The 14,330-nt window shown below is 38.8% G+C and carries 16 protein-coding genes; 14 read left to right on the forward strand and 2 right to left on the reverse strand.

Annotated features, from left to right (window positions below):
• The first annotated feature begins 197 nt into the window (after positions 1 to 197).
• The 4 genes from BFM98_RS11975 (at position 198) to BFM98_RS11990 (ending at position 2,978) form a co-directional block, all read left to right on the forward strand.
• On the forward strand, positions 198 to 1,049 hold the full coding sequence (locus BFM98_RS11975; RefSeq protein WP_066037503.1) for a GNAT family N-acetyltransferase: 852 nt from the start codon (positions 198 to 200) through the stop codon (positions 1,047 to 1,049).
• A gap of 103 nt (positions 1,050 to 1,152) precedes the next feature.
• The gene (locus BFM98_RS11980) at positions 1,153 to 1,686 is read left to right on the forward strand and encodes a GNAT family N-acetyltransferase (RefSeq protein ID WP_066037504.1); all 534 of its coding nucleotides are present in this window, start codon (positions 1,153 to 1,155) and stop codon (positions 1,684 to 1,686) included.
• A gap of 160 nt (positions 1,687 to 1,846) precedes the next feature.
• Positions 1,847 to 2,062, forward strand: a complete 216-nt coding sequence (locus BFM98_RS11985; protein ID WP_004228847.1) for a hypothetical protein — start codon at positions 1,847 to 1,849, stop codon at positions 2,060 to 2,062.
• A gap of 136 nt (positions 2,063 to 2,198) precedes the next feature.
• On the forward strand, positions 2,199 to 2,978 hold the full coding sequence (locus BFM98_RS11990) for a class I SAM-dependent methyltransferase (protein ID WP_066037505.1): 780 nt from the start codon (positions 2,199 to 2,201) through the stop codon (positions 2,976 to 2,978).
• 209 nt (positions 2,979 to 3,187) lie between these two features.
• On the opposite strand, the gene BFM98_RS11995 is transcribed toward BFM98_RS11990, so the two are convergent.
• Positions 3,188 to 3,583 (reverse strand): hypothetical protein, encoded by a 396-nt coding sequence (locus BFM98_RS11995; protein ID WP_048390581.1) that lies wholly within the window; start codon positions 3,581 to 3,583, stop codon positions 3,188 to 3,190.
• A gap of 192 nt (positions 3,584 to 3,775) precedes the next feature.
• Here BFM98_RS11995 and nagZ point away from each other — a divergent pair, with 192 nt between their 5' ends.
• The 7 genes from nagZ to BFM98_RS12030 all read left to right on the forward strand — a co-directional run bounded on the left by nagZ (position 3,776) and on the right by BFM98_RS12030 (position 12,004).
• Complete coding sequence (gene nagZ / locus BFM98_RS12000; RefSeq protein WP_066037506.1) at positions 3,776 to 5,464, forward strand: beta-N-acetylhexosaminidase; 1,689 nt, start codon at positions 3,776 to 3,778, stop codon at positions 5,462 to 5,464.
• Positions 5,465 to 5,530: 66 nt separating this feature from the next.
• Complete coding sequence (locus tag BFM98_RS12005; RefSeq protein ID WP_066037507.1) at positions 5,531 to 6,967, forward strand: AcpB/EbpR/MafR family transcriptional regulator; 1,437 nt, start codon at positions 5,531 to 5,533, stop codon at positions 6,965 to 6,967.
• 203 nt (positions 6,968 to 7,170) lie between these two features.
• On the forward strand, positions 7,171 to 7,878 hold the full coding sequence (gene deoD / locus BFM98_RS12010; protein WP_054548784.1) for a purine-nucleoside phosphorylase: 708 nt from the start codon (positions 7,171 to 7,173) through the stop codon (positions 7,876 to 7,878).
• Positions 7,879 to 7,940: 62 nt separating this feature from the next.
• Positions 7,941 to 9,122, forward strand: a complete 1,182-nt coding sequence (locus tag BFM98_RS12015) for a NupC/NupG family nucleoside CNT transporter (RefSeq protein WP_036081191.1) — start codon at positions 7,941 to 7,943, stop codon at positions 9,120 to 9,122.
• A 169-nt stretch (positions 9,123 to 9,291) separates the two neighbouring features.
• Positions 9,292 to 9,720 (forward strand): hypothetical protein, encoded by a 429-nt coding sequence (locus tag BFM98_RS12020; RefSeq protein ID WP_048390590.1) that lies wholly within the window; start codon positions 9,292 to 9,294, stop codon positions 9,718 to 9,720.
• A 165-nt stretch (positions 9,721 to 9,885) separates the two neighbouring features.
• A complete protein-coding gene (gene trhO, locus BFM98_RS12025; protein WP_054548782.1) occupies positions 9,886 to 10,824 on the forward strand; it encodes an oxygen-dependent tRNA uridine(34) hydroxylase TrhO in 939 nt (312 codons plus the stop codon).
• 286 nt (positions 10,825 to 11,110) lie between these two features.
• On the forward strand, positions 11,111 to 12,004 hold the full coding sequence (locus BFM98_RS12030; protein ID WP_054548781.1) for an SDR family oxidoreductase: 894 nt from the start codon (positions 11,111 to 11,113) through the stop codon (positions 12,002 to 12,004).
• Between the two features lie 167 nt (positions 12,005 to 12,171).
• On the opposite strand, the gene BFM98_RS12035 is transcribed toward BFM98_RS12030, so the two are convergent.
• Positions 12,172 to 12,663: a DinB family protein gene (locus BFM98_RS12035; protein WP_066037508.1), complete on the reverse strand. Its 492-nt coding sequence runs from the start codon at positions 12,661 to 12,663 to the stop codon at positions 12,172 to 12,174.
• 227 nt (positions 12,664 to 12,890) lie between these two features.
• Here BFM98_RS12035 and BFM98_RS12040 point away from each other — a divergent pair, with 227 nt between their 5' ends.
• From BFM98_RS12040 to BFM98_RS24155, 3 genes are all read left to right on the forward strand, one after another.
• A complete protein-coding gene (locus BFM98_RS12040) occupies positions 12,891 to 13,106 on the forward strand; it encodes a helix-turn-helix transcriptional regulator (protein WP_054548780.1) in 216 nt (71 codons plus the stop codon).
• Positions 13,096 to 13,587 carry a hypothetical protein gene (locus BFM98_RS12045; protein ID WP_054548804.1) on the forward strand — a complete coding sequence of 164 codons (492 nt, stop codon included), beginning with the start codon at positions 13,096 to 13,098 and terminating at the stop codon, positions 13,585 to 13,587. The genes BFM98_RS12040 and BFM98_RS12045 overlap by 11 nt, the downstream gene beginning before the upstream one ends.
• Positions 13,588 to 13,764: 177 nt before the next feature.
• A partial coding sequence (locus BFM98_RS24155; protein ID WP_066037509.1) for a VanZ family protein occupies positions 13,765 to 14,330 on the forward strand: 566 nt, incomplete at its 3' end.

Genomic DNA, 14,330 nt, shown 5'->3' on the forward strand with positions numbered 1-14,330 from the left:
ATAAGAATACGTTCATAGGATGTCATGTTGAAATCACCTTTATATGCTTGAAGTAGGAGTGCATAGTCTAGCAACTATTATAGGCTATTTTACAATAATTATATAGTAATAATTGCTAAAGCTAAGAGATATTGCTTGTATATGGAAGGGGGATTTTGTAAAATGGAACATATGTTCTTTTGAGAGGGTGTATCTAATTGAATTTTGAGCTAACTTTATTTACTTCTAGTGATATTCAGGGATTAATCGAGCTATCAGCTTCCGTTGGATGGGATTACGATGCCTACGAAATTGAAACGATTATGGCAGCAGGTAGAATAGTTGGACATAAAAATATGGAAGGAAAAATTGTTTCCAGTGCAGCCATTATTCCCTACGACACAAATGTAGCTTCCATTGGCATGGTGATTGTACATGAGCAATGCAGAGGTTTTGGCTTAGGTAGAATCGTTACACAAGCCTGTATCGATAGTGTTTCAGCGGAAACAGCGATTATGCTCGTAGCTACAAAAGAAGGACAACCTTTATATCAAAAAATGGGCTTCACAACTGTTGAGCATGTACATAAATATTTGGCAGACAAATATGTTGAGACGACAAGCGAAGCCGATTTTTTAGGCACCATCAAAGAATTTCAAGAACAGGATTTTGAACAGCTGGCCCAACTTGACGCAGCAGCCTTTGGGGATAGTAGAAGAATCTTTTTGCGTAAAAGAATACAGCAGTCACAGCGCTGTGTTGTTGTCAAAAATCAAGACAACCAAATGATTGGCTATGGCTTAACAATCGCGGGGCCAATTTATCTACTTTTAGGACCAATCGTCGCGCCAAGTAAAGAAATAGCACATCATATTATCAATGAATTGGCTAAGGGCTATCAGGGAAAATTACGTATCGACTGCCCATCTGTTCAAAAGGAGCTTGGTCCAATTTTACAACAAAGTGGTTTTACGATGGCTGCCACACCACCTGTCATGATCCGTAATGCCAAAAAAATACCTCCAAGAAATCAAACATTATATGCTCTAGCAGCACAAGCTTTCGGATAATCAAACGTGCAAGCCTACTTTGGGGTTTGCACGTTTGTATTGTCAAAAAAGGATTTTGAAGGAAGAGTAGAGAATGATATGGATGGTAGAGGAGGGGAACAGCATGTTTCCAGAATTAGAAACAGCAAGACTTAGGTTAAGAGAACTCACAGAGGAGGATGTTCCTGCGATTTTTCGTTGCTTTTCCAATGAGGCTTTAACACGCTATTATGGGCAGGAGCCTTTTGCTGACACACAGCAGGCTGAGCAGTTAATTAAGCAATTTGCTAAAAATTTTGAGGAAAAGCGTGGGATTCGTTGGGGAATTGAACGAAAAGATTCGAATGAAGTGATTGGTACAGTTGGCTTCCATTTATGGTCGGCGGCACATCAACGAGCAGAAATTGGCTATGAAATTCATCCTGATTACTGGCGGCAGGGTTATACAAAAGAAGCTGTGCAGAAAGTAATTGCATATGGTTTTGGGGATATGAACTTAAACCGGATTGGAGCCGTTGTTTTTTTAGAGAATGAGGCATCTTCCAAGCTTTTAATTCAGCTTGGATTCCAACAGGAAGGCATATTGAGGGACTATATGTATCAAAAGGGACAAGCACATGATACATTTATCTATTCTTTGTTAAAAAAAGATGAATAACATAGCTTTAGCGCTTTTATAGAATAATCATTTACTTGGAAATGGATAATAAATAATAATTTAGATGGAGTTTTGAGGCTGCTTTTTTCGGTTATAGTTCTTATATGAACAACAATTCATAAGTTCGTGTAAAAAAGTAACAGATGAGGGGCTGGGTGTTATGGAGCAATATAGCACAGCTTATTTTCAAAAGCTAGATTTACTGTCTAGCTTATACGCGGGACAGGCTGCTTTAAAGGATTCCATTCCAACAGAGAAGGTCAAGCGAATGGAGCGCTATCAACAAATTGAAGCGGCGATTACAAAACTAAATAACGAAATTAGAATAATTGAACGGACCATATTAAAGTCCTCCCATCCTACTAGAAATAGTTAATGGTAGCTCAACCCATGCAGATCCCAGCATGGGTTTTTCGTTTGATAAGGTAAGCTTATGTATTTTTATAATAATTATAGATTTTTCTTATGGGTGATCTACTAGTACACTAAAATAAAAGGGGAGGGTGAAGAGAATGGGGATTGATTTTCATAGTCAGCAACATCGTACGTCTTATACAACTAGACAGGCAGATAGCTCATGGAAGGCAGCGTTAGCGAAACATATTCCTTTTCATAGTATGGGAAAGGCAGTAGATATCGGCTGTGGCGGAGGGATTTATGCCAAGGCACTTGTCGATATGGGGGTGGCATCTGTAACAGGTGTAGACTTTTCACTAGCCATGCTAGACGGAGCGAAAGAAAATTGTCGAGCATATCCGCAAATCACATTTGTTCAAGGAAATGCTTTCAATACAGGGCTTGCAGGGGATACTTTTGATATCGTGCTTGAACGAGCCTTAATTCATCATATACAAGATGTCAAAGCATGCTTTCAAGAGGCATTTCGGCTTTTACAGCAAGGCGGTTATTTTATCGTACAGGATCGCACCCCAGAGGATTGCTTACTTCCAGGGGATGCTCATCATATAAGGGGCTATTTCTTTGAAAGTTTTCCTTCGCTTATTCAAAAGGAGGTAGAGCGCAGACACAATAGTCAGTTGGTGACAGAAAGCTTACAAGAAGTAGGCTTTCAAGAAATTAGTGAACTCAAACTATGGGAGACGAGACAGGTCTATGCTAATAAGGAGCAATTATTGGCTGATTTACAAGGTAGAGTGGGGCGTAGTCTATTACATGAGTTAAATGACATCCAATTATCGTCCCTTCTTGAGCATATAAGGAATGCAATTACCACTGAAGGTGCCATCATTGAAAAGGATCGATGGACGATTTGGATCGCCAAGAAAAAATAATAACCACCTTCTGGAGAGGATCAAACCTCTCCATTTTTATTCGATTGCAGCATCAAAATCTTACTCCGCTTTCTCAGAGCTATCCGTCAATTTACAGGATCTATCCGCCACTTTTAACTTTCTATCCATCACTTTAGGATTGCTATCCACTACTTTGCACATTTTATCCGCTTTCCCAGAGAAAACCCTTATAGCATCACTATAAGGGATTATTTAGCAAGTGCTAGCAAAAATTCATCGCGGTCTGCTTCTTCCTGCATTTTACTATCGACAAGCATTGCACCTGATTGAACACTTGTGATGTCGTTGTCTACCAGAAACTGTACATTGACCTTGGCTACTTCATTGTTAACCGTGCAATCACCCTCAAACTCTACAACATCCTGTCCCTTTTGTGTTTCAAAATAGACCCAATATGGATTTTCACAGGCAGAGGCAAAGGCACTCTCCAAAGTTTTTGCGCTATTTTCATAGGAATAGTTTTTTACGTATGTAATATATTCATTGTCTGTAATATCCTTTTGTGGACCATAGAAGTACCAAAATACCGCTAAGATACCGATTGGCACAATCCACAGTATATTTCTTTTACTTAATTTCCCCATGTGTTATATCCCCCTTTATGTGAATATTTTAACATCTTCTTTTGCATTTTTGCTAGCTTACGATAATATTTTCTATTGAAGGCTGCGATTCTGTTCACAGCGTGAGCTTTGAATTCAGGTGGCAGTTATGATAACGTTAGTTGATAGATTTGTTTCGATGTCGCCAAATGGCTTGGTGAAGGAGGTTTTTACATGCATAAAAGAAGACGTGGTGTGCTGCTAGTTCTTGTGCTGATGTTAATGGGTCTAGCCTTTTTTATCGGCATGAAAATGAGGCCAGTCACACTACCGACTAGAAATCCTGAGACAACGCCCATTCAAGAGGATGCGTCCGAACAGGAAGGTGGTTCAGACAATATAGAGGTCCTCATTCAGGATATTGCTCAATTAGCGCGAGAAGGAAAAGTACCTGATGTGCCATTTGCAGCAGGAGATACAGAACAACAAGCGGTTCGTGAGCAATGGGGAGAACCGCAGCAGGTTACTGAATCCGCCAATGGACAATATGAAGATTACGAGGATGTGACGATTGGTTATCGAGGTTCACTGGCCTTCGATATCCGTTCATCGAAAGAGAATATCAAAAGCATTCGTTTAGCAGATATTAAAAATAAGTTGGGTGAACCTGATGAAGTTCGTTACTATCAGGATCCTTCAACCGATCAAATTATTCTTGTCTACCAAGTAAATGCCAGCTATCAATTAAAGTGGATTTTACCGAAACCGATTGACAGTGATGCCAATCCTACTGTTCATCATATTTCGGTCTATACGGAACTGAAGCCACAAGCGCCAGATACGGTGGAACAAATGACATTGGACGAGAAAATCGGTCAAATGATGTTTGCAGGTGTTTCAGGTACGACGCTTCAGCAGGAGACAATAAGCCTTATTCAAAAGGCTAAAGTAGGTGGTTTAATTCTTTATGGCAATAATCTTGAAACACCCCAGCAAACGGTCACATTGATGAATGACTTAATGGCTGCCAATTCGAATAATCAGCTACCACTTTTCCTAGGCACCGACCAAGAGGGTGGCAAAGTAGTCAGATTACCAGGCGCTTTAAAAAATTTCCCAACGAACCGAAAAATTGGGGACATTAACCAATCCAAGTTTTCATTTGAAGTAGGCCAATTATTAGGGGAGCAATTAAAGGCATTTGGCTTCAATCTGGACTTTGCGCCTGTATTAGATGTCAATAGCAATCCGAATAATCCAATTATCGGGGATCGTTCGTTTTCCAATGATCCAGCTATCGTCAGCAAATTGGGCATTCAAACAATGAAGGGTCTGGAGTCGGAGCAGGTTATTCCTGTCGTGAAGCATTTCCCTGGGCATGGTGACACATCTGTGGACTCCCACTTAGAATTGCCAAAGGTGACAAAAAGCTTGAACGATTTGAATCAGCTAGAGCTTGTCCCATTTAAAGAGGCCATTAACAATGGTGCAGATGTCGTCATGGTCGCACATATTTTATTGCCAAAAATTGATCCACAGTATCCTTCCTCCATGTCGAAGGAAATTATCACGGGTACGCTAAGAAAGCAACTGGGCTTTGACGGTGTTGTGATGACTGATGATATGACCATGAAGGCCATCACGAATCATTATGCGATCGGGCAAGCAGCTGTCGATTCAATCAAGGCTGGTAGTGATATTATTTTAATCGCTCATGAATATGCCAATATTACAGCAGCGATAGAAGCGGTGAAGGTAGCCGTCAGCAATGGGGAAATAACAGAGGAACGCATCAATGAAAGTGTCCAAAGAATCCTAAAACTAAAAGAAAAATATCAGCTTGTCAATCAGCCCGTGCCAGCAGTTGATATCAACAAGCTTAATACGGACATCGAAAAAGTTTTGAATACGTATATGAAATAAACGCAAAAAGGGACATACAGCTACCAGTGTATGTTCCTTTTTGTGAATGATGGATAGGGTGAGAACGTGGATAAGGAATTCAAATTAGCTAGTCAATTATTACTGTTACTAGATTCTGAACAAAGATGGTTTACTTTAGGGGAGGTTGAAAAAAGCTTACATATTTCAGATAAGACCATACGGAAGCTCGTAGAAGAGATCAATCGGCAATTACCAGCAACAATGACGATTGACGTATCTAGAGGAAAGGGAATTTTTCTACAACGAGATGGGCGAAGTACAACCGTTAGTGAAGTGCTTTCGAGCATGTTCAGGCAAACCATCTTCTATCGCTTCATGCACTTATTGTTTATCAATGGGCAACCTTATTCGATGGAGGAGCTAGCAGAGGCGATGTTTATGAGCACCTCCTCGTTGAAGAAGTTGATTACGCAACTAAATAATCATGATTTGAAGCCGTATAAGCTACGCATTACATACTCGACGCCCGCCGTAAAGGGAAATGAATTGAATATCCGCTACTTTTATTGGAAATTATATGGTGATGCCTATGAGTATACAGGATGGCCATTTATCAATAGTGACTTTGATTTTATCAATCAATGCATCACGCAAATAGAGCATGAGCAAAGCATTGTTTATTTTATTAACTCCAAGAGGAAATTATCCTTTTTAGTGGCGATTGTCTTGGAAAGAGTACGAAAGGGGAACTATGTCAAAATTACGGAGGATGATTACGCCTGGGAAAGAGGAATGTTCTATTTGCCAGTAAAAGACTTTGCACAGGCACTGGAAGAAAAATTTTCGATTGAATTACCAAAGCGTGAATTGTTTTTTATGCAATCTCTATTTAGTCTAAGCCAATATCATTATTATGAAGGATCAGACATGACGCCAATGAAGGAAATCGAATTATATAAAAATAAAGAAATTGATCAAATGGCGCAGCAGTTGTTCACCTTATTGGCAAAGGTTTACCCTAATCTACATATGAATGAGCGGTTTAGCTTGGAGGTATATGAGTTTTTAGACAAGCTTTTAATCGATAATGCCATCCCTGAATGGCTGATGATTTCAAAAAGTAATTTAACAAACTATGTTCAAATTGAATGTCAGCAAATTTACCAAGATATGCAGGTCTGTATGCAAACATGGAAAAAAGCGTACCCTTCTATCCTGTATAATGACTTTCATTTAACCAAGCTTACCTTGCTTGTTCGTTCAGGGCTACGTTATAAAAGTAAACGAGCCTTCTTGGTTATTGGAGAGGAATTTTCAATCCGCCATTATATCGCCAATTTAATTAAGAATGAAATTGGGGACCAGCTGATTATTAATACTTCTATTATGAAGGGGTTAACGGATGAGATGGTACAGCAGCATCACATTGATTTTGTCATAAGTAATTTTCCCGTTGCCTTAACGACAGTGCCGGTTGTTATTATATCTACTATTCCTACCAAAAGGGACTTAGATAATATTCGTCAAGAATTGCTTCGGTAATTTGGTCAATTATTTCCCGTACACAACGTAACAATCTGGTCTAGTTTGTCAGGATTATTAAACCTTATACTCATAGTAGTTTCTGAACAGATTTCTTGTAAAAGAAGTAGTTTTGGAAATGGCTGTGGGTATTTTTTATTGGTAAATGAAAACGGTTACCTAATTGGATTGGAGATAAATGACAAGTTTTTGGAGGAATGAAAATGAGTAGACATTTAGGAGCAAAAAAGGGAGAAATAGCTGAGCGTGTCTTGCTGCCTGGAGACCCTTTACGTGCAAGATTTGTAGCAGAGCATTTTTTAGAGAATGTCTATTGCTATAACGAAGTGAGAGGAATGTATGGGTATACAGGAACGTTCAAAGGTGTACCGATTTCCGTGCAGGGGACGGGCATGGGGAATCCATCGATGAGTATTTACGGTACTGAATTGGTTAACGATTATGGCGTGAAAAAATTGATTCGTATTGGCACATGTGGCGCGATGCAAAAGGACATTCAAATCCGCGATATCATTCTAGCCCAAGCAGTGTCTTCAGACAGCAATTTGACGGAGAAAATTTTCTACGGCAATAATTACGCACCAATTGCGGATTTTTCCTTATTAATGAAAGCGTTTCAACGAGCGCAAGGGAAAAAAGGCAATGTGTTTGTTGGCAATATTTATAATTCAGATGAATTTTATCGTGAAACATTAGACAGGCTTCATAAGTTTATGGAATTCGGTGTTTTAGGGGTAGAAATGGAAAGCACCGCCCTCTATACGTTAGCCGCAAAATATGGAGTAAAGGCATTGTCTATTTTGACGGTAGGTAGTCAACTATTAACAAATGAAAGCTTAACGCACGAGGAAAGTGAAAAATCCTTTTTTGATATGGTGGACATTGCTCTTCATACAATCATCGATGCGTAAGGGATTGCATGGGATGGGAAGAAAAAGCATTTGAAAACATTGTTCGTTACGGAGGGGACAGCATGCATTATATTATTTCGATAGTAGGTCTACTACTCGTGCTATTTTTAGCATGGCTTGCAAGTAATAATAAGAAAAAGATTAAATACCGCCCAATCATTGTGATGATTGTTATCCAGCTTGTTTTAGGGTTTCTATTACTGAAAACAGGTATTGGGGAATTTTTAATTAAAGGATTTGCTGATAGCTTTGCAAAACTACTTGAATATGCCAATGAGGGCACAAATTTTGTATTTGGTGGGATGGCGAATGAGGGTGCACATACATTTTTCCTCTATGTTTTAATGCCAATCGTCTTTATGTCAGCCATCATCGGCATATTGCAACATTATAAAATTCTACCGTTTATGATTAAATATATAGGTTTCGTATTAAGTAAAATCAATGGCATGGGAAAACTAGAATCCTATAATGCGGTTGCAGCGGCAATCGTAGGGCAAAATGAAGTATTCATTTCAGTGAAAAATCAAATCGGCTTTTTACCAAAGCATCGGCTTTATACCTTATGTGCTTCTGCGATGTCAACGGTATCGATGTCCATTGTGGGCTCTTATATGACGATGCTAGAGCCAAAGTATGTAGTGGCAGCTCTCATATTAAACTTGTTTGGTGGTTTTATCGTGGCCTCAATCATTAACCCGTATGAAGTACAAGCGGAGGAAGATATAATCGAAGTGCAAGAAGGTGAAAAGCAAACGTTTTTTGAAATGCTAGGCGAATACATTATGGACGGTTTTAAGGTAGCCATCATCGTCGGGGTTATGTTAGTAGGCTTTGTTGGGTTAATTGCCCTCATTAATGGTGTGTTTAATGGTATTTTCGGTATCACATTCCAAGGTTTTCTAGGCTATGTCTTTGCCCCAATTGCGTTTGTCATGGGTGTACCTTGGCATGAAGCTGTGAATGCAGGGAGTATCATGGCGACAAAGCTTGTGGCAAATGAATTCGTTGCCATGCTGGACTTCGTTAAAATCCAAGATAGCTTCAGTGAGCGTACAGCAGCGATTGTCTCTGTATTCCTCATATCCTTTGCTAACTTTGGCTCAATTGGTACCATTGTAGGTGCCGTAAAAGGGTTAAATGAAAAGCAAGGCAATGTAGTGGCACGCTTTGGATTAAAATTGCTATACGGTGCCTCACTTGTAAGTGTTCTATCAGCCATCATTATTGGGATTGTGTTTTAAAGAGAAGAAATGAGAGGTGCATATTTTAGGCGTATCAATCCCTAAAATATGCTTTTTTTTGATCTTTTGTCAGGTGAGAAACATTGTAACTTTCTTCCATGATTTTCGTTTGATCTATTAAGAGGTTGAATTGTACCAATAGTAAAAATTTATAAGGGGAAGGATAAGAATGAAAACTTTCTATCATTGTTTAATCATGTGGATACCTTTTATAGTGCTGTTTGCCTTAGCTGGATTTGGCTTAGAAGTTTTAGAAGGAAGAAAAATCAGGACATCAGAATATATGACGGGATTTCGTGATTTAGGCGTTGGCTATATGTTCTTAATGGGCTCTTTTGCTTTTATTCTCTATCCGATTTCGTTTTTACCGCTAACATTTATTGTGAGTCGTTTTATGAAAAATTGGCTGTTTAAAGTGGTTACCTTCACTTTATTTGGTGGGGCAATAGGGGCTTTTTCTTTCGTAATCATTTATGATTCGCGATTTATAGAAGAATATAATTTAAGTATTATCAATTCGATGCTTATTTTTGGTATTGCGAGTTTACTCTATGCTTTAGTAGAAAATGCGGTGAAGAAAAATATAAAATTTGTTTAACGAATGAATGTGTCTTTTTTTATCTAGCGGCATATGGAAAATTATTTCTACTCATTTCAGTCTAATTACCGATAGCATATTAACGGATTATCCTTTATGGTTAATAGGTCGTAAAAGACACTATCAGGAATATCCTGCAAATATTGAAATGATAGGTGGAAAACAATGAATTATCGAGTTTTATTATATTACCATTACACGAAGATTGAAGACCCAGAGACGTTTTCAGCAACGCACTTAGAAATGTGTAAAGAAATCGGTTTAAAAGGTCGTATTTTAGTAGCCAATGAGGGCATTAACGGGACTGTTTCGGGGACGATTGAGCAAACAGAGCAATATATGGCAAACATGCAAGCAGACCCATTATTCGAAGGCATTGTCTTTAAAATTGATGCGGCAGAAGGACATGCATTCAAAAAAATGCACGTTCGCCCACGTCCTGAGTTAGTCAACTTAGGCTTAGAAGAAGACGTCAACCCACATGAATTAACAGGTCGCTACCTGTCACCAGAACAATTCCTTGCTGAAATGCAAGATGAAAATACAGTAGTATTAGATGTGCGTAACACGTATGAATACGATGTCGGCCATTTTCGTGGCGCGATTCGACCAGAGGTAAAAAATTTCCGTGATACACCAGAATGGGTCCGTGCAAACCGTGAGCTATTCGAAGGGAAAAATGTTTTAACATATTGCACGGGTGGTATTCGTTGTGAGAAGTTTTCGGGTTGGATGAAACGTGAAGGCTTTGGCAATGTCGGTCAATTACATGGTGGTGTAGCAACATATGGAAAAGATCCTGTGGCGAAAGGTCAATTATGGGATGGGCAAATGTACGTTTTCGATGAGCGTTTAACGGTGCCAATCAATCAAGTAGAGCATGTGATTGTCGGTCGTGATCACTATGACGGTGAACCTTGTGAACGCTACATTAACTGTGCAAATCCTGAATGTAACAAGCAAATCATCGCATCTGAAGAAAATGAAGCAAAGCATTTAGGTGGCTGTACAATCGAATGTACAAAGCATGCGCGCAATCGCTACATCGTGCGTCACAATTTAACAGAAGAGCAAGTAGCTCAAGCAATTGAGGCGTTAATTTAAACAAACAAAGCGTTATTAAATATCTTTCATAACCTACTTTATAGAGGTTCTTCAAACACTCAATGTAAGTGTTCAAACTATCCATTTCAACAGTGGACTAGTCTGCTCGCTTATATAGGGTGTTTTTTCTTTTGTAAGGAAAATGTAAATGACTCCATCATTGGTGGAAGGGCGGAAGAATCTGATGCTGTTTAAAGTAAATGTTCAGAGGGTATTCAACAAAATGTAACAGTGTAAGCACACAAAGTGTTTGTCACTAATTAATCAAAATAGGAGATGATAGCTGATGGGAAACCCACATCTAACCGATCCACGTAAAAAATTTCATACCGAAAAATTCCCAAATCAGGAACAGAACACGCCAGCGCTACAGCATGGAATGATCCCCAAACCTGACTGCGGAGAAGAATCATATAAAGGATACAATCGTTTAGAAGGGCGCAATGCCTTAATTACAGGAGGCGATTCTGGGATTGGCCGTGCTGCCGCTATTGCCTATGCACGTGAAGGAGCCAATGTAGCCATACAATTCTTCCCTGGTGAAGAGGAAGATGCCAACGTCGTTAAAGAATTAATTGAAAAAGCAGGAAGAAAAGCATTACTGCTACCGTATGACTTGCGAGAAGACGGCACAGCGACAGAGATTGTTACAAAAACCGTAGAAGCCTTTGGCGGATTGGACATTCTTGTATTAAATGCTGCGCAACAGATCGCACAGCCATCCCTAAGTGACTTAACAATTAAACAAGTGCAAGACACTTTCAAAGTAAACATCATCAGCATGTTCGAGACCGTAAAAGCTGCTGAAGAACATTTGGAACCAGGAAGTGCAATTATCACCACCACATCGGTTCAATCTTTCGATCCATCCTCATCTTTAATGGATTATGCCGCGACAAAAGGTGCAATAAGCAACTTTATGGTATCCCTATCCTCGTACTTTGCTTCTAAAGGTGTCCGTGTCAATGGTGTTGCACCTGGCCCGATTTGGACGCCGCTTCAGCTAGATAACGGGAAATTAGAAGGAGAAATACCTGAGTTTGGTCAAAATACGCCTCTCGGCCGTGCGGGACAGCCAGTAGAGCTTGCACCCGTTTATGTTCTTCTGGCCTCGGATGAAGGAAGTTATATCACGGGTCAGATTTATGGAGTGACAGGTGGTAAGCCGATAGACTTATAAACTTACTAAAACCACTCTCGACATTAGTGATGTTCTACTGATTATGGTAGATAAACAGCTTAAGATGGATAATGAAAACGAATTAAATGATATGCCCCCTATAAGTTAGTAGTTTGTCTCTAACTTAAGGGGGCATCTGCTTTTCAATCACCAATTGGAATCCTCGTTTATAAGTAGGAGCGCTTAGCTGGCCATGAACCTTGTAGTTTACGAAGTTGAACAATTTGTCCTGTATGGTAAGCGTCGTGCAAAAGGATATTTAGATATTGTTGCCAAACTGGAAGAGCGGGACTAGGTTGATCTAATGCCTCTTCTTGCAAGGATGCTAATGAAGATTGTAGGGCATCATGTACGTGAAGGGTTCGATTCACTGTTTCTTGCCAAGCATCTTCATCATGAGCACCGCCTTGGACAAACGTTTCATCATTATTTTGTGGAGCAACAAATGTCTCATCTTTATGTAAGCGAGAAAGTAAGCGCTCTTTAAAGATTAATAAATGGTTTACATTTTCCCATATCGTATTAGCGACATTTCCTTCTGGTTGCCAACTAGCTTGCGCAGCAGTGAGATTCTTTAATGCTTCTGATAACGGTGGGTACCATTCCTCTTCGTAAAAAACCTGATTGACTCCATTTTGCAAGAGCTCTTTTTTACTCATTTGGATAACCTCCTTTTTGTAACGCTCAAAACATTCCTTACTATTAATTTATCAAATTTTCCGAAAATAGTACATAGTAATAGAATTTTGTTGTTCTTTACTCGACATTGCCATTTCATCTAACTAAAAATCAAATTGTAAAGTTTGCTTGACATACGTAGTGATGTAAAGTAAACTTTACTTAACATTAAATGTATAGTTTGCTTTACATTTATAAAGGAGGCATTATGAAAAACAGAATTCGAGAATTACGAAAATTGAACAAGATTACGCAGGAAGAGTTGTCGAAACAAGTTGGCGTTTCACGGCAATCAATCATTGCTATTGAATCAGGCAAATTCAATCCATCCTTAGAGCTTGCCTACAACATATCCAAAGCGTTCAATAGCACAATTGAAGAAGTGTTTATATTTGAAGAGGGGAGAATGAATGATGGAGATTAATATCTGGGGTATGATTGGATTGTATGGGGGAGTGATTGGTGGACTCCTTGGATGGTGGTTCGGGCGACAGAAAGCTAGAAAAAACAGAGGTTTAGACGAGCTGTACTATCATATTTGGCAAAAGGCGAGATCCTATTCATGGTATGTGACATTAGGAGCGCTGTATGTTTTCTTTACGTTACTCAGTTTTGGGATTGAATTAAGCACTGCCATGGTTTTAGGTATCCTTTTATTAACACACGTAGCGAGTTGGGGAATCATCGGAATTATGATGACCATCAATATGTCCAGCGCAGCCCCGTTACAGCCCTCGCGTGTGAAGGTGGGCCTATTCGTCTTCATGACGTCCATTATTGTATTCACGATCATCTCGATCCTGACGACAAACTGGCTGTTTTTATTATTTAGCATTCCACCTAATTTAATTGCACTTTTTACTGCACTTATTCCGAAGCGAAAAGATTCCGAGGTAACCTACTAAACTTCATACGAATATCGTACCGTTTTTTCCCCTATAGATATGGTGGTCTATGGGGGTGTTTTTTATAATGACAATAAAAACAGCTAAATGAAAAAATGGTAGTGGAAGAACACTATTTGACTAACATTGTTAAAATAAGTAAAATGATAGTTGTTACAAAATTTGGGAGGTGTTTACTTGCATACAAACTATGTTCTATATAATATTGTTCCTTTCGGATTTTTAGTGTTGTTGGTCTATATTTTTATAGATGTATTTCTTGATTACTTTAGAAAAGAAATCAAGAGTAATCAAAGACGCGTTACTTTATATAGCTTTCTCTTCTATTTACTATGTTTACTTCAAATTAAAGTAGGGGGAATAACACTTTTACCTCTAAATCCAGCAGACAAGAGTAGACGTTTTATTACAGCTAATGATTGGTTTGGAATTTTTGATAGTATCCACTTCAATATGTATTTGTGGAGCTATTCATCTATAGTTTATCATTTTTTATTATTACTTCCTTTAGGGATATTTTTATGCGTTCTTTTCCATTTTAAAAATATAAATAAAGCCATTTTTCTAGTGATATTGTGTTGTTTAGGTACAGAGCTTTTACGTCTACTATTAGGGTCGTTTAGTTTAGTTCCTAGGAACATTAGTTCTATAGATGCTATCTACTTGTTATGTAATATACTTGGTGGAATAATTGGTATATTAATAGTGAAAATATTTACGCATAGATTAAGTCCATATAATTG

Source organism: Lysinibacillus sp. AR18-8 (assembly GCF_001705465.1).
In the GTDB taxonomy this organism is placed as follows: Bacteria; Bacillota; Bacilli; order Bacillales_A; family Planococcaceae; genus Lysinibacillus; species Lysinibacillus capsici.